The 19,299-nt window shown below is 48.7% G+C and carries 17 protein-coding genes, 1 pseudogene and 2 riboswitches; of the genes and pseudogenes, 11 read left to right on the top strand and 7 right to left on the bottom strand.

Translation table 11 applies throughout. The features are described 5' to 3' along the window. Nucleotides 1-103 precede the first annotated feature (103 nt). Entirely contained in the window at nucleotides 104-1,438 is a 1,335-nt protein-coding gene (locus AN477_RS20045) for a citrate (Si)-synthase (RefSeq protein ID WP_054970964.1), read from the bottom strand. 401 nt (nucleotides 1,439-1,839) lie between these two features. Between AN477_RS20045 and AN477_RS20050 the strand changes: the two genes are divergently transcribed. After that, complete coding sequence (locus tag AN477_RS20050; RefSeq protein WP_054970965.1) at nucleotides 1,840-3,585, top strand: Rieske (2Fe-2S) protein; 1,746 nt, start codon at nucleotides 1,840-1,842, stop codon at nucleotides 3,583-3,585. Between the two features lie 478 nt (nucleotides 3,586-4,063). Further along, on the top strand, nucleotides 4,064-5,596 hold the full coding sequence (locus AN477_RS20055; RefSeq protein ID WP_281176392.1) for a malate:quinone oxidoreductase: 1,533 nt from the start codon (nucleotides 4,064-4,066) through the stop codon (nucleotides 5,594-5,596). Nucleotides 5,597-5,729: 133 nt separating this feature from the next. Here the strand turns inward: AN477_RS20055 and AN477_RS20060 are convergent, their stop codons facing one another. The 3 genes from AN477_RS20060 to AN477_RS20070 form a co-directional block, all read right to left on the bottom strand. Beyond that, the gene (locus AN477_RS20060) at nucleotides 5,730-7,271 is read right to left on the bottom strand and encodes an ATP-binding protein (RefSeq protein ID WP_054970983.1); all 1,542 of its coding nucleotides are present in this window, start codon (nucleotides 7,269-7,271) and stop codon (nucleotides 5,730-5,732) included. After that, nucleotides 7,240-7,629, bottom strand: a complete 390-nt coding sequence (locus AN477_RS20065) for an ATP-binding protein (RefSeq protein ID WP_054970967.1) — start codon at nucleotides 7,627-7,629, stop codon at nucleotides 7,240-7,242. Before AN477_RS20065 ends, AN477_RS20060 begins: the two co-directional genes overlap by 32 nt. A 256-nt stretch (nucleotides 7,630-7,885) precedes the next feature. After that, complete coding sequence (locus tag AN477_RS20070; RefSeq protein WP_157062086.1) at nucleotides 7,886-8,140, bottom strand: hypothetical protein; 255 nt, start codon at nucleotides 8,138-8,140, stop codon at nucleotides 7,886-7,888. 246 nt (nucleotides 8,141-8,386) lie between these two features. Between AN477_RS20070 and AN477_RS20075 the strand changes: the two genes are divergently transcribed. Continuing rightward, nucleotides 8,387-9,109 (top strand): hypothetical protein, encoded by a 723-nt coding sequence (locus AN477_RS20075; protein ID WP_054970969.1) that lies wholly within the window; start codon nucleotides 8,387-8,389, stop codon nucleotides 9,107-9,109. 184 nt (nucleotides 9,110-9,293) lie between these two features. Next, entirely contained in the window at nucleotides 9,294-9,770 is a 477-nt protein-coding gene (gene ybaK / locus AN477_RS20080; protein ID WP_054970970.1) for a Cys-tRNA(Pro) deacylase, read from the top strand. Nucleotides 9,771-9,820: 50 nt separating this feature from the next. Here ybaK and AN477_RS20085 read toward each other — a convergent pair whose 3' ends face one another. Both AN477_RS20085 and AN477_RS20090 read right to left on the bottom strand, forming a co-directional pair. After that, nucleotides 9,821-10,717 carry a LysM peptidoglycan-binding domain-containing protein gene (locus tag AN477_RS20085; RefSeq protein WP_054970971.1) on the bottom strand — a complete coding sequence of 299 codons (897 nt, stop codon included), beginning with the start codon at nucleotides 10,715-10,717 and terminating at the stop codon, nucleotides 9,821-9,823. 5 nt (nucleotides 10,718-10,722) lie between these two features. After that, nucleotides 10,723-10,845, bottom strand: a riboswitch (cyclic di-AMP (ydaO/yuaA leader). A 204-nt stretch (nucleotides 10,846-11,049) separates the two neighbouring features. Next, entirely contained in the window at nucleotides 11,050-11,265 is a 216-nt protein-coding gene (locus AN477_RS20090; RefSeq protein ID WP_054970972.1) for a hypothetical protein, read from the bottom strand. 303 nt (nucleotides 11,266-11,568) lie between these two features. Between AN477_RS20090 and AN477_RS20095 the strand changes: the two genes are divergently transcribed. Continuing rightward, a complete protein-coding gene (locus AN477_RS20095) occupies nucleotides 11,569-12,531 on the top strand; it encodes an NAD(P)H-dependent flavin oxidoreductase (protein ID WP_054970973.1) in 963 nt (320 codons plus the stop codon). Nucleotides 12,532-12,701: 170 nt separating this feature from the next. Then, a riboswitch (cyclic di-AMP (ydaO/yuaA leader) is annotated at nucleotides 12,702-12,889 on the top strand. A gap of 13 nt (nucleotides 12,890-12,902) precedes the next feature. On the opposite strand, the gene AN477_RS20100 is transcribed toward AN477_RS20095, so the two are convergent. Next, a complete protein-coding gene (locus tag AN477_RS20100) occupies nucleotides 12,903-13,172 on the bottom strand; it encodes a hypothetical protein (protein WP_054970974.1) in 270 nt (89 codons plus the stop codon). Nucleotides 13,173-13,209: 37 nt separating this feature from the next. Here AN477_RS20100 and AN477_RS20105 point away from each other — a divergent pair, with 37 nt between their 5' ends. The 6 genes and pseudogenes from AN477_RS20105 (at nucleotide 13,210) to AN477_RS25735 (ending at nucleotide 19,188) form a co-directional block, all read left to right on the top strand. After that, complete coding sequence (locus AN477_RS20105; RefSeq protein WP_054970975.1) at nucleotides 13,210-14,364, top strand: ABC transporter ATP-binding protein; 1,155 nt, start codon at nucleotides 13,210-13,212, stop codon at nucleotides 14,362-14,364. Continuing rightward, nucleotides 14,339-14,974 carry an ABC transporter permease gene (locus AN477_RS20110; RefSeq protein ID WP_054970976.1) on the top strand — a complete coding sequence of 212 codons (636 nt, stop codon included), beginning with the start codon at nucleotides 14,339-14,341 and terminating at the stop codon, nucleotides 14,972-14,974. Before AN477_RS20105 ends, AN477_RS20110 begins: the two co-directional genes overlap by 26 nt. A 106-nt stretch (nucleotides 14,975-15,080) precedes the next feature. After that, nucleotides 15,081-16,019 carry an ABC transporter substrate-binding protein gene (locus AN477_RS20115; protein ID WP_245631906.1) on the top strand — a complete coding sequence of 313 codons (939 nt, stop codon included), beginning with the start codon at nucleotides 15,081-15,083 and terminating at the stop codon, nucleotides 16,017-16,019. 267 nt (nucleotides 16,020-16,286) lie between these two features. After that, nucleotides 16,287-16,445 (top strand): annotated as a pseudogene (locus AN477_RS23995) (NUDIX hydrolase); the annotation flags it as partial. Nucleotides 16,446-16,649: 204 nt separating this feature from the next. Further along, nucleotides 16,650-18,098, top strand: a complete 1,449-nt coding sequence (locus tag AN477_RS20120; RefSeq protein ID WP_054970977.1) for a SulP family inorganic anion transporter — start codon at nucleotides 16,650-16,652, stop codon at nucleotides 18,096-18,098. 235 nt (nucleotides 18,099-18,333) lie between these two features. Next, nucleotides 18,334-19,188, top strand: coding sequence for a C40 family peptidase (locus tag AN477_RS25735; RefSeq protein WP_054970978.1), 855 nt, complete (start codon nucleotides 18,334-18,336; stop codon nucleotides 19,186-19,188). The last annotated feature ends 111 nt before the right edge of the window (nucleotides 19,189-19,299 follow it).

Here is a 19,299-nt window from a genome sequence, read left to right on the forward strand (position 1 = left end):
GTGACTCACCCCAACGCAAGTTCGACTGTGTTTAGACCCTTTGTTGCCTGGTCCTTTTTCCCGTTTGTTCGAACATTGCTTAGGAATTACTGAAGCTTAGTAATTACCGAACCAACTCAGCATGATTCGGCTTTGGGATTCCAGCCCATTCTTCAAGCATATCTGTCGTAACAGATTTAGGCCGTTCAATCGAGTAGCCAAGTGCCCGATCCCACACAAGGTTTGCCAGTACCCCAAGTGATCTTCCAATGCCAAACAGCACCGTATAAAAATCATATTCCACGACGCCATAATGCCACTGTATGACGCCAGACTGTGCATCGACGTTTGGCCACGGATTTTTGACTTTGCCGAGAGAGGACAGAATCGGCGGCACCACTTCAAACAGCATGGAGACAACCTTGAAGATTGGATCGTCTTTGAGATGCGCTAAAGCAAATTCTCGTTGTGCCATGTAGCGTGGATCCGTTTTTCTCAAGACGGCGTGTCCGTAGCCAGGAACGACTTGGCCGCTTGACAGTGTAGCCTCAACGAATTTCTTCAACTCGTCTTGAGTTGGCACTTGGCCGCCGCTTTGAGTCTTCATGAGTTCTTGAATCCACTTCAGTACCTCTTGATTAGCCAGACCGTGCAGCGGGCCAGCCAGACCAGCCATCGCGGCAGAGTATGCGTAGTACACATCCGACAGAGCCGAACCGACGAGGTGTGCAGTATGAGCCGAGACGTTACCACTTTCGTGGTCGGCGTGAAGGATGAAGTACATCCTTGCCACATCGTCATACGGTTTTGCAATGCCCATCATGTTGGCAAAGTCGCCGCCGAGGTCGAGGTCCGGGGTTGACGGGATAAATGTGTCACCACGGTATTTCATTCGATAAATGTATGCCCCGAGCACAGGCAGTTTTGCAATTAAATCGAGGGCATCTTCAAGCATAGGCTCCCATGCGGTGTTTTTATTGAAATGACCTTCATTGTAATACTTGGCGAATTTTGATTCTCTCTGCATTGCAACAATGCCTGCTGTAAACATGGTCATGGGATGTGCATCTCTTGGCATTGCTCTAAGGATGTCTTTTACATATTCAGGGAGTGCCCTTCTCGATTTCAGTTCTTCAGCTAATTCTTGTACTTCCTCGAGAGTCGGAATTTCACCTGTGAGTAGTAGATAAAACTGACCTTCTACATAGGGCATTTCTCCGCCGGGCACCTTCGGCAATTTCTCCATGACCTCGGGGATGGTATACCCACGGAACCGGATTCCTTCCTCTGGGTCAAGGTACGAAATGTCGGTTACCATCGACTTAATGCCCCGCATGCCGCCGACGACCTGAGAGATAGTTACTTCATCAATCTTGACATCTCCAAACTCCTTGAGAAGCTTGGTCGTGCGAGTCCTCTGCTGTGAAATTTTTTCAGCTAGCTGATCTTTTAATAACATATGAAGTCCTCGCTCTCTATAATATTTATGTCTCTCTCGATTGTAGGGTGTACGCCTGCAGCAGTGCAAGAACAAACTGCTTGCAAATCCTACCGGACCCGCGTGTTCCCTCTTATCCTCCCTTCCTCCCTTCCTACAAATTCACATTGCACCAGTAACTATTTTATGCCAAATCAAGCGAGCTGGAAGCGGATACAACTGTGTCTATGTGAATATTTCCGGAAACTTGACCGAAGAAGGGCATGGCGAGTGTGTAGGTGTGTTGAGACTTTACCTTCGACGGTTGTCTGCGCATTCGCATCAGCGGGTGCAAAACGTCCAACGCTTCCGGTATGATAATTGTGACAGAACGTTTGGCGTATTTTCAAAAGTTGGGGGTTGAGCAAGGAGGGGAGATCGACATGGCAAACTGGATTTTGGCCGGAACAGCATCGGAGTTGGAACAATCGGGAGCAAAAGTGATAACGGGCGCTATCGTCGTATTTGCACATGAGGGACAGTTTTATGCTGTAGAAAATCGTTGCCCACACATGGGCTTTCCACTTCACATGGGTTCTGTCTGTGACGGCATCTTAACATGCCATTGGCATCATGCGCGTTTTGACGTTTGCAGTGGCGGAACGCTCGATCCGTGGGCGGATGACGTACCGGCTCACGATGTCAAGGTCGAGGATGGACAGGTCTACGTTTTCGACGAGCCGAAGGTGAGAAAAGGTATCGAGCGGCACAAGCATCGCCTGAGAGAAGGATTGCAGCAGAACCTGTCTCTCATCATTGCCAAGTCAGTGGTTGCACTGATGGAGGCGAAAGTACCACCGACGGAAATTGCTGCTGTTGGAATTGACTTTGGAACAAGGCAACGGTCAGCCGGATGGGGGTCAGGACTCACAATCCTCAGTGCCATGGTGAATGTGTTACCGAAGCTTGATACGTACGGGCAAATCTTGGCGTTAGTCCATGGACTGACGCATGTTGCTAGGGATTGTGCAGGGCGTGCCCCCAAGTATGCGCTCGACCCTCTGCCACCATCGGAGTTTTCCACCAAACGGCTGGCTGCGTGGTATCGGGAGTGCATTGAAGTGCGCGATACAGACGGAGCTGAGCGTGTGTTGCTCGCCGCTTGTGAACGAGGGGCTGATTCTCGGACCCTCGCGGACATGATGCTTTTGGCAGCTACCGATCATGTTTACTTGGATGGTGGGCACACATTTGATTTTCATAACAAGGCTTTTGAGATGACAGATGCTATGAAGGGTGAGATATCCGCACAAATTCTCACCTCCCTTGTCCCGCTTCTAGGGAACCCGACGCGAAGTGAAGAGTTACAAAATTGGCGTGCTCCAATCGACTTAATCGAGCCCATGCAACGAGCTTTCTCGGTTCTTGACAGCCATCCATTGGCAACGGACGGTTCACTGCCAGACGGTTTCGATGAAGCAGAATTTGTGGAGCTGTTACTGTCCGACAACCCAAATCTGAGTGTCGAGCAGTTGACCAGTGCACTGCTCGATGGTGCCGATCCCGTACGGCTTGCCCAGTTGGTTGTACTCGCGGCAGCGGAGCGAATTGTACGGTTCCATACACAAAATGATTTTGGCGATTGGATTGCTGTGTTGCATACCTTCACGCATGCCCACGCAGTGCAGGTACGTTTACAAAAAAGAGCACATCCGTTGGTGATTCGTGCACTGTATCATACCGTAACCCGGATTTACCTCGACAGGTTTCTCAATGTGCCAGCGGCTAAGCGTCCGAACGCGAAGAGTGTCAGGGATGCTGGCACCCGCCAAACTGCTGAGTTCCTGACTCTTTTGGACCAACGGCAACAGGTTAACGAGGCCGCCGCGTGGGTATCAGAATACCTAGAGACGGGCGGAGATCGGAGAGAACTATTGAATACGCTCGGACACGCACTGTTGCGTGAGGATGCGGAATTCCATTCGTTCCAGATGTACGAGGCCGCAGTCCAGGAGTTCGATGCGTGGGATGCTTCGGCAAGTTCGGTTGCATCGTACGCGAAAGAGACATTGCTCATCGCTTTGGCGCGTTACTTGGCTGCTCATGCCCCGACAGCACGAGAACTGCCGCAGATTGTTCGGATTGCCTGGCGCCTTTCACGCAACGAGAAGCTGTATGAGGCCGATTGAGGTTCGAAGAATCCTGCGTTTGGCCTTTGGACATAAAGATGAATAGCCCAATCGTCATGAAGTAATGCTATCCACAAATGCCAGCCGTTAGGAACGCTGAAACAGACGGAATCGTTGTGGAATACCATTGAACCGAGGCACAAATGTGTGAAATCCTAAGGATGCTTGCACGACCTGCATTCCAGTGTGATAAACTGACAGAGAGTCATTTATTCAGGAACGCTGCGCAGTGAGTAGATGCTGTGTCTGTCGGTGGTGTGGAATTCCGTCGGGGGATTACGGTACACAAAAAGTTGAGCCATGGACTTGTTTTTTGTTAGGTGTTACAGGAACGTCATATTTTGCACTTTTTTTTACCAGCTTTAATAGGCGCATTGTACGGTTATAATGAAGACAGACAAAAATGTGTTCCTCGGTGGCGCCTTGCTTTAGCAGCATCTAAGCGGGAGCGCCTGCTCTGTTTTGCCAAATAACGGGAATAAGGACGGTTATGATGAGTAACACACAGAGAAGAACAGACGTTATCTTAATTGGTGCGGGCGTTATGAGTGCGACACTGGGAGTATTTCTGCAGGAGTTAGCACCCGAGTTGAGAATCCGAGTCTTTGAGAAATTAGCCAATGCAGGGGAAGAAAGTTCGAACGAGTGGAATAATGCGGGTACGGGTCATTCGGCGCTCTGTGAGTTGAACTATACCCCGGAAAAACCCGACGGAACCATAGATATCGATAAAGCCATAAAAATTAATGAACAGTTTCAGCTCTCGAGACAGTTCTGGTCGTTCCTAGTGAGCCGTGACCTGATTCAGAATCCACAAAATTTTATTCGAACCATCCCACATATGAGTCTGGTTCAAGGAGAAGACAACGTAGAATTTTTGAAAAAGCGTTTTAACACGTTGTCAAACCATCCCATGTTTCGCGGGATGGAGTTTTCGGACGATCCTGAAAAACTAACGGAATGGCTGCCCCTTGTGATGGAAGGTCGAACATTTGACGAACCCATCGCAGCGACCAAGATCGATTCAGGTACAGATGTTAATTTCGGAGCTTTAACACGCATGTTGTTTGATTACCTCAAGAGCCGCGGGGTGGAGATAAACTATAGGCATAGCGTGGAAGACATTCTGCGTACAAGCGACGGTTTATGGGAAGTCAGAGTACGTGATCTTCACACCGGCCAAGTTCAGTCCCATACGGCACCTTTCGTCTTTATCGGGGGCGGAGGGGGCAGTTTGCCTTTGTTACAAAAAACGGGTATTCCCGAGTCTAAGCACATCGGGGGCTTCCCAGTCAGTGGACTATTCATGGTCTGTAACAATTCGGAGGTCGTTGCCAAGCACCATGCGAAGGTATACGGAAAGGCAAAAGTTGGCGCCCCCCCGATGTCGGTTCCACACCTTGATACGCGATATATTAATAACGAAAAAACTTTGTTATTTGGTCCATTCGCCGGTTTCTCACCGAAATTTTTAAAAACCGGTTCCAATCTGGATTTGATTGCATCTGTAAAGCCGAACAATCTTTTGACGATGTTGGCAGCAGGTGCGAAAGAAATGTCGCTGACAAAATACCTCATCCAACAACTCGTTTTATCTGACGACGAGCGGCTGGACGAATTACGTGAGTTTATTCCAAACGCGAGAAGCGAAGATTGGGATGTCGTGACGGCAGGTCAACGCGTCCAGGTCATCAAAGATACTGAGGATGGCGTTAAAGGAACATTGCAGTTCGGGACAGAGGTAGTTACCGCTGCCGATGGATCCATCGCTGCGCTGCTCGGGGCTTCGCCAGGTGCGTCAACGGCTGTACACGTCATGCTCGAGGTATTGGAGCGCTGCTTCCCACAGCGTATGAACGAGTGGGAACCCAAAATCAAAGGGATGATCCCTTCTTATGGAATTTCACTAGTGGATAACCCGAAGCTTTACGAAGAAATTCAGGAACAAACCACGGCAACACTTGGTCTTGACCAAGTGGGTGCCGTACCGCTGCCGCTAACGGCGAGATGACAAATTCCAAGATACAAAGACCAGCATACTGACAAAAAAGTCAACCAAACCGGCTCGGCTTGCCACGGTTTGGTTGACTTTTGTTGGTATTGAACCAAGTTTTGTTGGTATTGAACCAATGATTGACCAAATTTCAGTGCTGTAAATCGAGGATTTCGAGTGCCTGTTGCAAGTTCCCCTTCTTGATTACGTTGTGGCCCATTGAGAGTCCTGTCTTTACCAGGACACTTGCAATCTCAGCACGAATTCCTGTGACAATCGCTTTGCAGCCCATCATTTCAATACCGTCAAACAGGTGGAACAGGTGATTGAGCACCGCGGTGTCGAGGTATGTTACACCAGATAAATCGATAATCATGGTCTCTATTCTGTCGAGTTCAATTTGTCGTAACACTTTTTCCTGGACGGTGACTGCTCGAAACGTATCAATCGTCCCGATAAGCGGAACAATCGATACGGTTTTTGTGAGGGGAATGATGGGAACGCTCAAATTCTCAACAAGTTCTCGCTGCGATTGCAACAGTTCATCCTTGAACTGGTTGTAGCTAATTGTAAAGTGGGTGAGAAATGAGTCAAGCGTGGAATTAATACTGCGTTCCAATTCAAAAAAGGCAGTCAGGCTGAAATTTGTCTCTTGGACACGGTAGTAGTTGTAAATGTAGTCCCAGAGCACTCTCTTGATAGTTTCAATCCACTCCAGCTTGAAGCTGACTTGGAGCGAATGTTTCGCCCACAGTTTCCCTTCCTTGTTGGCGAATAGGGCGAGTTCGTGAGGATGATTACCAAGCGTAAGCTCAACGAGTATGAGGGCATTGTTGACGAGATCGACACCTGATTCCTCTTTGATTTTGAGGAGTGTGGATGCGATTTCGGGGCGATTTGACAGCAAGTGATCTCGAAATCTCTCTTGGTTGGCTTCCACAAAGCCCTGTAAAGTCAGCCCAGTAGAATAAATGACGTCAATTTCGGTCAAGGGTCTTTCCTCCTTAGACTCAATCGGGAGATAAATTGAAAACTGAGTACCTACACCAAGAGTACTCTGGACATGAACGGTTCCTCCATGACCATATACGGTGGAGTAAACTTGAGAGAGGCCCATCCCTGTTCCTTCATCCTTGGTTGTAAAAAAAGGTGTTCCAAGCATTGAGATCTTGTCTTCATGAATCCCTACACCGGTATCTTCAATGATGATGACGAGTTGACTGTGTTCGACATAGTGACTCACTCGTACAATCCCTGTGTCGCTTGAGATAGACTCAAAAGCGTTCTTGAGGATATTAAAGAGAGCGCGCTTAATTTGGTTTTTCTTAGCATAGATGGTCTGCTTCGTATCACGGAAGTTCTTAATGACGGAGATGCGGTATTGCCTGTCCAAGAAGAGATTGAGGACGGCCTCGAGCTCTGCTGCAACGTTCACGACTTGGTACGATTCGTCATCCATCTCCGGTTTCGTGACTTTAAGAAAGTCGGTAATAATTGCGATGGCATTATCGAGTTCGGACTCAGCAATCGTAAAGAAGTCGTCCTGGTACTTCTCTCGCAACAGTTGTAAAAAACCTTTGACGGATGTCAATGGATTTTTGACCTCGTGGGCGATCCCAGCGGCAATCTGGCCCATTGATAAGAGTCGTTCAGACCTGTGCCTATCGTTGTCTACGATCTCTTTTGACAGCAACAATCCTAGTCCCCTCCGATGATGTCGTAATGTAGAGCTCGTCCATCAATCTTTTGACACTCGCCAAACCGGCTCCGAGTCCACTGCCTGATATGTAGTTCCCGTCTAATATCTCGGAAAGGTTTTCAATGCCTGGTCCTTCGTCGATGCAGGTGAGACGAAATCCTTGATGGTCGAGTGTACAATACAGGCGACCGCTTCCACCACCGTGATTCAGTACGTTTCGGACGATTTCGGACACACTGATAAAAATGGACTGCCTTTCCGTGACATCAAAAGAGGTGTCTTGCAACAGGTGATTGACCCGAACGATGGCGTCAAATACACTTGCCTCCGAATTAATGTTTATCGCTATCAAATCGAGAGCTCCTCACTTTAGTCACTCGAAGACAACTATAGCATTGCTAGAGATATTATTTAATAGTGTTGGCAGTTTTCGGATTATTTGATATTATCTTGATTTTTGTTAAGTTCCTGCCTTCACTGGGTTTTAATCTATAAATCGTTGTATGGATATGTGCAGTGGATGGTGTCGTTGGAACAGGGGGCACGGCTAATAAAACCAAATGGGGCACGAATTCACAGAGGAATTCGTGCCGCTGACGTTACTCGACTTACCTAACTTGCTGCGACTGGTTTCCCAGCATACTCTGGATGAGTTCTTGCTCAGGCGTGATAAAGAAAAAGGCTAGCAGGACAAAAATGACCCCCCATGCTACCCATGTCTGCGTCGCGCGTTCTTGTTCCTTTTTCGTCTTTCTCGCCATGATGTCGAGGTTGACGAGTGTAAGCAGAAGAAGGAACGTAAAAAGTCCGTGACGAGCAGATTCTTCCCCTCGAATCGCAGCTTGGAGTACTTTGTCATTCATCTTCTGCTTCGCCCCTTCACCGAGGTATCGATGCTTCATTATACACACATGGAAGTACAGTGGTGTGGCCGAAAGCCTCTCCTCGGCAACCGCCAAAATGAAAAGCCTCAGTCCAAATGAAAAGCCTCAGTGAAGTGTTTTTGGTGGGGGCGTTGTTACCATTCGATGGAGACATATACTCACGCCGCTTCACCAGTTTGGCATAACGTGAGCATAGGCATTAAGTAAAAGGGAGGGGCGGTTCTCTTGTCGCAGAACAGCAGTATGAAAACGGCACAAACCACCTCGGTGTTGCCCAAACTGTCAGATGCTGTAAAGGCACAGCTCACTGACGTTTTGGCGGATCTTCAGGACATAACAGATTCTGGATATCGGACATATGATTTACTCAGTATGATTGGGAAGGCTGTGAATGGATTAGGAGATGAGCAAGTCATACCGGACCTTGAACTCATGAACATTCAAAACGCTGTAGCACTTGCAAAGCGAGCTGTTCGATACAGCAAAGGATGGGTGCTGTGGCTGGAGGCACTGTATCACGTAATGTGGATCGCTGTATGGACGGTAGCTATCATGTATCGGTCAAATTTGTTTGCTGATTTTCATGCAGGTCCCATTCTGCATATTACGATGGTTGGGGCAGTGTCGGGTGCTGTGGGTGCATCCCTTCGCGCACTGGGTGCGCTCTATATACACAGGTTGCACCTAGACCTCGATGAACGTTTTACCATGTGGTATGTGCTAAAGCCGGTGGTAGGTGGTGTGATGGGAAGCTTCGTCGCTCTCATGGCTGGTTTGCTCCTCACCGGTTTGGGTGGGAGCGAGACTTCGCCCGCGGTCGTTTTGCTGAGTGCTTTCGGAGGAATGCATGAAGCATGGGCTATGGGATTGTTTCAGAAGTACACAGAGAAAGTGCTTGGTAAAAACGACCCTTCCGTTGGTGGGCAAAATAGCCCTAGTGCCTCCTGATAAACTTGTCGAGCACCAAATAACAGAGCAGAGTGGGGTAGGTCGTCTCCCTTCTTGGCAAGTAATTCAATATAATAGGTCAAGCAGGCGCATGGATGTTCGTGAAGACCTAAATCCATGCGCCTGTGTATGACCTCAATATATGGAATGAGCGGACGCGCAGACAGAAAGCGAGCGGATTGCAGTGGCTTCAAAAACGACGGCATGTCGAATTTTAGACACCTTGAAAGTTTCTTATACACTTCATGAATACGACTGGGACGAAGACGCACTTGATGCAATAACCGTCGCCCAAAAAGTTGGGATTTCCCCGTCGCAAATCTTCAAGACACTGGTTCTCCGCGGCGATAAGTCAGGTATTTTGATGGCCTGTATTCCAGGTGATACGGAACTCAATCTGAAAGCGTTGGCCATCGCCAGCGGAAATAAAAAGGTCGAAATGGTTCCTGTGAAAGAAATTCAGGCCTTAACCGGATATATTCGAGGCGGAGTATCCCCTTTGGGACTAAAGAAAAAATATCCCATATATTTGGACACGTCTGTTGCTGGACTAGACCCTGTCAGTATCAGTGCCGGTAAAAGAGGCATGCAGATATTCCTAAATGGCAGGGATTTAGCCCGCGCTTGCGACGCAGTTCTGGTCTCTATCGGTCGTGACTGAAAGACTGTATGCTGCCCCTTTTGCCAAAGCGCTGGAGAAGTACATGCGAATCATACTTGATAGGCTTGTGCCAAGGACTGGATAGATTCAACGTAAGTCATAGAGTGGTTGTATTGATAGAGGGCTCCGACGGGATTGCTCGAGTATCCGTCGAGTGCCAACATATGAGCCGCAGTGTAGATAGCATCGTACACATTGTTTATATCCGGTGCCCCCTGACACCCTGGGGCCGTTACTCCGTAACGCTGAAAAGTTGACGGCATGAATTGCATAGGGCCTTCAGCACCTGCCCAACTGACAACTGCACCGGTTGAAAAGTCGGTCTCTGTTCGATGGATAGCGGCGAGTACAGTCCATGGAATCCCATATTTCTGGCCTGCTGCCATGTACACTGGAATGAGTTGAACGGGGATTCCTTTGGAACTGACGGATGTCAGGTTGACGTGCGGTGATATGGCCCGGCGGCTTGCATGAACTACAACATGTTTTATCTTCCAACCAGGCTTATAGACGATGAGCTTCTGCCCAGGATGAATCACTGCTGTATTGAGGTGATTCATCTGCATGAGGGCTTGAACTGAAGTGCCGTTTTGTGCGGCTAGTGCCCATAATGTATCACCAGGGCGAACTCTCTGCACGATGGGGCGGCTATGAGCTTTGGTACTAGCGGAGATTCCGTTTGGTGCTTTCAGATAATACGTGGTTGTAGCGGGCGTTCTAGAAGACTCCTCGATCCGCAGTGCGGTGATGCTTAACTGATCGTTCGTCGAAGCCGATCCTGCTGACTTCACCGCGGACACCCGATAATCAGCGACCCAAGGGGTACTTGTGTCAATGGCAGCGTTCTTGACGTTTGCATACACAACTGAGGATATTCCACCGAGTGTTACAAAAGCGCTCATCATAAGAAGGCACAGTAAAAAAATCCAGTTACGACTACGCGTCATGCACTGCTCTCCCTTTCGCACGCCTACGAGGTTAGCTGACGGGTTCGGGCCGAAAAGGTAGCCCTGGATAAATCCTTCACCCCTAATTCTTTAAGTCCCCCGTTCTTACGATTCGGCGTTACTTTTTGTTTCCAAGTTCGTGACAAGCACAAAACATTGTACGCAGGCACCTATATGAGTTAGTACTCTGCTTGCAAAAAGTATAAAATCGAGCGATATGCAGAATCTGTCACTTTGCGGTTCAAAAGTATAGGAAGTTTGCGCGTTAATTGACTTCTTTTCGCGAAACCTGCTGAACAGCTTATGATTGCATCGTTCTTAGTCCAGAATGATTATGCAGACACATCGCTTTGCAACCATGGCAGGACGACCTCTCGTGCCCCGAGTCTTCCACTTGCCTCAGTTACGATCGCGTTGTAACGCTCGACTGCGGCTTGATATGCAAGCCAACGTTCTTGTTCGTACAGTGGGTCGGCCATGCTCCATCGCAGATATGCATTTTCCATCTCTTCTTTGGCTTTAATAGACTCCAAGTGAAAATCCCTCATGACGAACGCCCCTTTGTAATCTGAATATTTTGTTTGAATGATTTCTTAAGAGCGTTTCACGCCAGATCCTGTGAATTCCTGCCTGGGTACAAATGTTCCTAAGACTCGTTGTTTATCGACATGAGGGCATTCTCTTTATCGACACAGCAATTAAGCGGAACGGTTAATTGCTCGGTCGAGATAGATATGGAACCAGCCAATCAGCGCAAAGGTTTATCCCCTTAAAAATGGCAGCTGCGCTATAATGCAGGTAGAGAAGCTACGGAAGTCCTTGCACACAGACGAATGGAGGAACGTACTATCATGTCGAAAGTTCCATCAGTCCTGAAGGGATTACGCATTCCGGTTATTGGTTCGCCGATGTTCATTATTAGCACCCCTAAGTTGGTGATTGCACAATGTAAGGCAGGTATCGTTGGGTCTATGCCTGCATTGAATGCGAGGCCCGCTTCTCAGCTGGATGAGTGGTTGGCAGAAATTACGGAGTCGCTTGCCTCATATAATGCCAGCCATCCTGAGCATCCAGCTGCTCCGTTTGCAATCAACCAGATTGTGCATAAGTCGAATGACCGTTTGGAACAGGACATGGAAGTCTGTGTAAAGTACAAAGTTCCCATCGTCATCACATCGCTTGGAGCACGTGAAGAAGTGAATGTCGCTGTGCACAGCTATGGAGGCGTCGTCTTACATGACGTTATTAATAACACGTTTGCGCACAAGGCGATCGCCAAAGGCGCAGACGGTTTAATTGCTGTCGCAGCGGGCGCGGGAGGTCATGCTGGTGCGAAGAGCCCGTTCGCGCTCGTGCAAGAAATTCGCGAGTGGTTTGATGGGCCTCTTGCTCTTTCCGGGTCGATAGCTACCGGAGGTGCAGTGCTTGCAGCGCAGGCAATGGGGGCTGACTTTGCGTATATCGGATCTCCGTTTATTGCGACACACGAAGCTCGTGCGTCAGACGAGTACAAGCAAGCCATTGTCAACGGTACTTCCGATGATATTGTCTATACCAACCTCTTTACGGGTGTCCACGGAAACTATCTTGCGCCGTCCATACAGGCTGCGGGTTTAGACCCCACGTCATTGCCGGAAAGTGATCCTTCGAAGATGAACTTTTCTGGAGCAGGCAAGGCGAAAGCCTGGAAGGACATTTGGGGTAGTGGGCAGGGGATCGGCGTTGTCCACGAGGTCACGAGCGCAGCAGCATTCGTCGATAAGCTGTATCGTGAATACCTGGAAGCACGAGAGAGATGTCTTCAAAGTGTTTGAGCACGCGTAGTTTCCATTCATGTTGAGGAAGCAGGGCCCAACGGCGACACTCACGTTCGTGTCGGTCGGCGTCGGGCCCAGTTTTTTTGTCAAATATGTCACCAATTTGGCAATCAATTGGTTTTCATGGTATGGTAGATATATTCGTATCGCAACATCACCCAAGAGTGTCTAGGGAAGGGCCGAGTTTCATGCCTTGTGCGTGAGAGCGGGGGAACCACGAATTGGGGTGAATTGTCGACCTGCGCCAGCAGGTTGCCATAGGCGACACTGAAGAGATGAGCTCAGAAACGAGCACGTCCCTCAGCTGTGTCGACGAACCCGACAGCTAACCTCGTAGGCGAATACTGGAGGATTGCTCTGTTTTCCTCTTACCTGTTTTCCCCGTTTCTGGCTATGCCAGGATGCTGCTGATCCAGCAGCACAACCAAAACTGAAGAACAATGCCGCTTTTCAAACTGAAGGGAGTTGAGACCGAACGACTTGCGTGAAGCAGGAATGACAGTCGAGCGTACGTGATTGTGCGTCCCAGCACGCAGCACAGCAAATACGAGACGATTCTCAGCGATCCTCGGTGATTTCCGCTCATAGAGTCGCTTCACTTGGACATTCAACGCAAACGCACATCTGATGCAAGGCATTATGCAACGCCCCTGGAGATTTGTGAGAGGAGTGTTTATGACTACAGCAATTGAATTTCGTAATGTAGACAAGGTGTACGGGGATACCCGTGTCGTCAAGCAGTTAAATCTGTCCATTCAGCGTGGACAACTCGTGACTTTGATTGGTCCTTCCGGATGTGGAAAGACAACCTCGCTGAAAATGATTAATCGTCTAATAGAGCCTTCAAGCGGCTCGATATTTGTTTCTGGAAACGACACGAAAGCGGTCGATCCGGTAGAACTTCGCCGCAAAATTGGATACGTGATCCAGCAAATCGGCCTCTTTCCACACATGACGATCGAGGAAAACATTTCGCTCGTCCCGAAACTGCTTCGGGTGAACAAGGAGCAGTACATGAAACGTGCAGACGAGCTGATGGAATTGGTGGATCTCGACCCGAGGATGTACGGTAAACGTTACCCGAAACAACTGAGTGGTGGTCAACAACAGCGTATCGGCGTAGCTCGAGCGCTCGCAGCAGACCCGGATATCATTCTGATGGATGAGCCATTCAGCGCACTTGACCCCATCAGCAGAGAGCAATTACAAGATGAACTGATCAAACTCCAGGAGCAACTGAAGAAAACGATTGTTTTTGTCACACATGATATGGATGAAGCCCTCAAAATTGCGGACCAAATCGTCCTGATGCAGAACGGACACGTTGTGCAACACGATGTCCCAGAGCAAATTCTTCGCCATCCGAAAGACGATTTTGTTCGAGAGTTTGTGGGTGAGAAACGTTTTATGCAATTCAACGCATTCCGTCATGTAGAGGAAGTGATGACGGAGGCGGTCACGGTCAGGCCGGGACGCGGCATTGCTGAATGTGTACAACACATGCGGCGACGTCATGTAAACAGCCTGATTGTCACCGATAGGGAAGGCCGCTATCTGGGAGTAGTGGGTGCAGAAGAAGTCTATGAACACTATCAAAATGAATCAGCGACGGCAGAAATGGCGATGCGTCGGGATGCACCAACTGTTATGCCCGACTCCAACGTGGAAGAAGTTCTCACCATTTTGCAGACCAATGCAAAGGGCTTTCTTCCAGTCGTCGACCGGTCAGAGAAGCTGATTGGTGTCGTGACGCGTGCCAGCGTTCTCAATGTCATTACGCCATTAACAGGGGAGGAATCAGACGATGGCAGCACTGTGGCAAGCATTTAACAGCAACTGGGGAAACTTGCTCACGGCACTTGAGCAGCATATTTTCCTGAGCCTTGTATCTGTCGTGGTTGCCTGTGTGATTTCCATCCCGATTGGCGTTTACATTACCCGTAACAAGACAGCGGCAACCATTATTCTCGCGATTGTGTCTGTCATTCAGACGATTCCGAGTCTCGCACTGCTCGGGTTCATGATCCCGATCTTTGGTATTGGATCACTTCCGGCCTTGATTGCACTTACCTTGTATGCACTCTTGCCAGTCGTTCGGAACACCTACACAGGCATCATGGATGTGGATCAATCCCTCATTGAGGCGGGGCGCGGCATGGGCATGACACGTTCGCAGATTCTCCTCAAAGTGGAGCTGCCACTCGCACGAAATGTCATTATGGCGGGAATTCGAACCGCGACTGTTTTGACCATTGGTGTCGCTACGCTGGCCACCTTTATTGGTGCGGGGGGCCTCGGAGATCTCATTATGCGGGGCGTTGATATGATTGACACGCCACTGATTCTCGTTGGCGCGATTCCTGCGGCTTTACTGGCGATCATTTTTGATGCGTTGTTAGGTTGGATTGATAAATCCCTGACACCGCGCGGCCTGAGATAGGTGTTGACAGTTGAAGCAGAGCAGTACCGCTTCGCAGTTGTGCGCTGTAAAGATATAACGCTGTATAGATATAACGCTTTAAAGATATAAAAGGGGGAAACCTAGGTTGAATGTTGGACAATTTACGAAAAAACTGTTTTCGAAGAGAGCAACGCGGGTTGGTGTTACAGCAGTCACTGCTGTGGCCCTCACCGCAGGGGTTGCGGGCTGTGGGTCTGCAGGTTCAGCGAATAATACCATCGTGATCGGCGGTAAGAACTTTACTGAACAGCTGATTATGTCGAACATCCTGAAACAGCTGATTCAACATGATGACCCAAAACTGACTGTAAAGATGAAGGATAACCTCGACAGCAACGTGGCTTGGGAGGCTATGAAGAGTAAGGATGTAGACGTCTACGTCGAATATACCGGCACAGGATTGGTCAACATCCTGAAGGATCCGGTGACAACGGACCCTAACAAGGCCTACAACGAAGTTAAGGCACAGTTTCAGTCCAAATACCACATTACCTGGCTTAAACCAATCGGGTTCAACGACACCTATGCGATGGTGATGCAGAAGTCTGAGGCCAATAAACTTGGCATCACAGACATCTCACAGTTGGCGAAGCAGTCTGGCAATTTGGTGCTTGGAACGGAGCAGGACTTTGTCACTCGAAACGATGCTCTGCCTGCGATGAATAAGTTATACGGGACACATTTTAAAGCGGTTAAGCCGATGGAAATTGGACTTAAGTACGAAGCACTGATTAGTAACAAGGTGGATGTAATTGATGGATTTTCAACGGATCCTCAGATTCCCGAGTACAATCTGGTCGTGTTGAAGGACAACAAACACCTGTTTCCACCGTACTACGCAGCGCCAATCATTCAGGACAGTACTCTCAAAGCCCATCCAGAGTTAAAGGGAATCTTGAACAAACTGGCTGGTAAAATTGATGATGCTGAGATGCAGAAGTTAAACGAAGAGGTGGACCAGCAGAAAATGACGCCAGCTCAAGTTGCTAAACAATGGCTGACTCAACAGGGACTTCTTTCATAATCGGACATCCGGACTGTTGAATAATCTTTGAAGGCTTGACGTTGAAACGAACACCGGGGTTTGAAACGAACACCAGGCCAGCAGCGCATAATCTGCTGGAGCCTGGTGTTTTTGGTTGCAGCCGTTGTAGACAACATAACTCTCACGCACTGTATGCCGAATGATGTATTGACGTTTCACACGATTGAGAGATGATGACGAGAGGACAGGAAATGTTCTGTACATTGGCATACGATTACGAAATCCGAGTAACGAGGGGGAGCTCGAATGGTATTTCCAACGCATATCGTCGCCGTAGGAGGAATCGTAGAAGACGGTGAAGGCAATGTTTTATTGGTTAAAACCCGAGACGGTGGATGGGTGTTTCCAGGCGGACAGGTTGAAGTCGGTGAAAATTTGATGGACGCTTTGTGTCGAGAGATCAAGAGTGTCAACTGAACTTTGACCAAGCGCAACTTTACATCTTCCATGATGGCGTTTACGTCGATTTGCGGGTCTTGACGCATCGAAAGATGCACTCTATACTGCAAAATGCTGCTATTGAACGGGTTATGACCCTCGAAACGAGCGAGTGGTCGTGACGCTCATGAGACTTGAGCGTCCACAAAATTTCACGTGTGGAGGTATTGAGTGTATTTTCAAAACTTAAAAGAAGAGTGGTTCAGCAATGTTCGAAAGGACATCTTAGCTGGTGCAGCCGTTGCTTTCGCGCTGATACCCGAAGCGATTGCCTTTTCCATGATTGCCGGTGTGAATCCTATGATTGGATTGTACGGAGCGTTCATTATCGCCGTTGTCGTCTCCATGTTTGGCGGCCGCGTCGGAATGATTTCAGGGGCTACGGGTTCAACTGCGTTACTGATGGTTCTGCTCGTTAAAAACCATGGCGATCAATACTTGTTTGCAACTGGCATCTTAGCCGGATTGATACAGCTGGCCATGAGCGCTTTAAGAATTAGTCGCTTTATTACCTTCGTATCTCGCAGTGTCGTCATCGGGTTTGTCAATGCGCTGGCGATTCTCATTTTTATGGCACAGCTGCCCCATGTCATGGGTCAAGGAACAACAGCATATATCGTTTGCGGTGTAACGGTGCTTTTGGTCTGGGGATTGCCGTTTATCACGAAGGCAGTGCCAGCTTCCTTGATCGCGATTGTAGTCATGACGACGGCGAGTATGCTGTTTAAGCTGCCATTACAAACAGTAGGCGACATTGGACACCTTCAAGCGCATTTGCCCTACTTTCATGTGCCGACTGTGCCACTCGACTTTCGCACCCTAACCATTGTCTTGCCATACGCTGTGCCAATCGCTCTGGTTGGCAGCCTGGAAACACTGATGACGGCGACGGTAATTGATGATATGACACACTCCAAGAGTAATAAAGACAAGGAAATTCGCGGTCAAGGTATTGCGAATATTTTCACGGGATTCTTTGGGGCTATGGCGGGATGTGCGATGATTGGTCAGTCTGCGCTCAATATCGAATATGGAGGCCGCAAGCGTCTCTCAACGTTTGTTTCTGGAGCTTTACTTATCACACTCATTGTTGCGTTGCGTCCGATTGTAAGCCAAATCCCTGTAGCTGCCTTGGTTGGCGTTATGTTCATGGTTTCCTATTACACATTCGAGTGGAAGTCGCTGCGTGATCTGTGGCGGGTGCCGATTTTTGAATCACTCGTGATGGTCGCTACGGTCACTACCGTAGTTGCCACGAACGACCTTGCAATTGGTGTTTTCGTCGGCGTGGTTTTCAATGCTGTCTTTATCGGATGGAAAATGGCGCGGATTCACGCAACTACAGTTACTAGTTCGTCCGGAGTAAAGACATATTCGATTAAAGGCCAGATGTTTTTTGCAACAGTGACCCATTTTGTTGACTTGTTTGACATCGAGAATGATCCGTATGAAGTTATCATCGACTTTAGTCATACTCACCTCTGGGACCACGCCTCCGTTATAGGCATCCAAAGAGTACTGGATAGATATGATAAGTTGGATAAGTCAGTCCGCTTAGTTGGACTCAATGAAGAAAGTACACAGCTGATGCATAAATCGGGAAAAATGAAATCTGCGTAAATAAATAACGAATTGAATCAGTCAACGAGTGATTACCATGGGCAACAGCATCTACGTTGGGTGACACTATCGGTAATCACCTGCAAATGGAGCGTGAATTCGGAGACGAATATACGCTCCATTTCGTTGGTCATATCAAGGTGATTTATCAAGTTGCCGCCTCGAGGGATAGACGACGGGTAGATTGGAAAGCATCACCTTTGTTGATTGAAAACGTCACGAAGGTGGTAACATGATGCCGTTTCGCACTCTCAAAAAAGCCACGATTGTCGGACTTTGTTCGATGATGCTTTGCACGATGAGCGGTTGCCAAGCTCAAACACAAAAAACGAACAATCAAGCCGCAGCAGAGGTGCCGCTCACCCGCCAGAAGGTATCCGCGAATCTGACGAGAGTTGTCCTCACAGATTATCAACGTGACGAGAACCAGGTTGTCATCCACACCGTCCCTGTTGACGGACAGCAAGACGGCGAAGATATCCTTGATGCGTCGAGCATGGATGGCATTGTCAACTTCGCAACTTCGGCGTATCCCGACGAAAAGATTACACATGTTCTCCTCATCAACGACAAGACTCATGAATCGCATATTGTGAATGTGCCGGACGAGCTTGTTTCGCCTGCACTGTCACAAGAACAAGACGACGCGCTCCCAGCCATGGCAGGGATTCATCTGCCGCCGCGAGGGGTTCGGATTGACCATACGATTCGTGCCAGAGCTGGGCTTGGTGCCAGTCATCAGGCGAAGGTGGATGCCGTCCTTGCGGTCGCCAGAAGCAAGATCGGGACCAAGTACATTTGGGGTCACAATGAAGACCGGGGACAGTACGGTTTTGACTGTAGTAACTTTACAGAATACGTCTATCATCACGCGCTGGGCTACCACTTTACGACTTCAAGCCGTGGACAGTATCGACGCGTGGGCGATCCGGTGTCCTTTTCGAACCGAAGTCCTGGAGACCTCGTGATCTTTGAAAAAGGTCGCCATGTAGGGATTTACGTCGGAAACAACCGTTTCATTAACTGCGGTGGAGGACTCGGCAAGGTGGGCTACCTAAGTCTCGGCCCTGGGAGCTCCCTCGTGGAATAAGGTTTTTCTCACGAATGCTCGCTCATTCGCAGGATTTCATTGTCCTGTTCAAGTAGGATTAAGAAGGAACGGTTAATTAGGCTAAACTCTAGGCGTTTGAGGGCATGTGGG

This window comes from Paenalicyclobacillus ferrooxydans, from assembly GCF_001399675.1.
GTDB classification, from domain to species: Bacteria; Bacillota; Bacilli; order Alicyclobacillales; family Alicyclobacillaceae; genus Alicyclobacillus_B; species Alicyclobacillus_B ferrooxydans.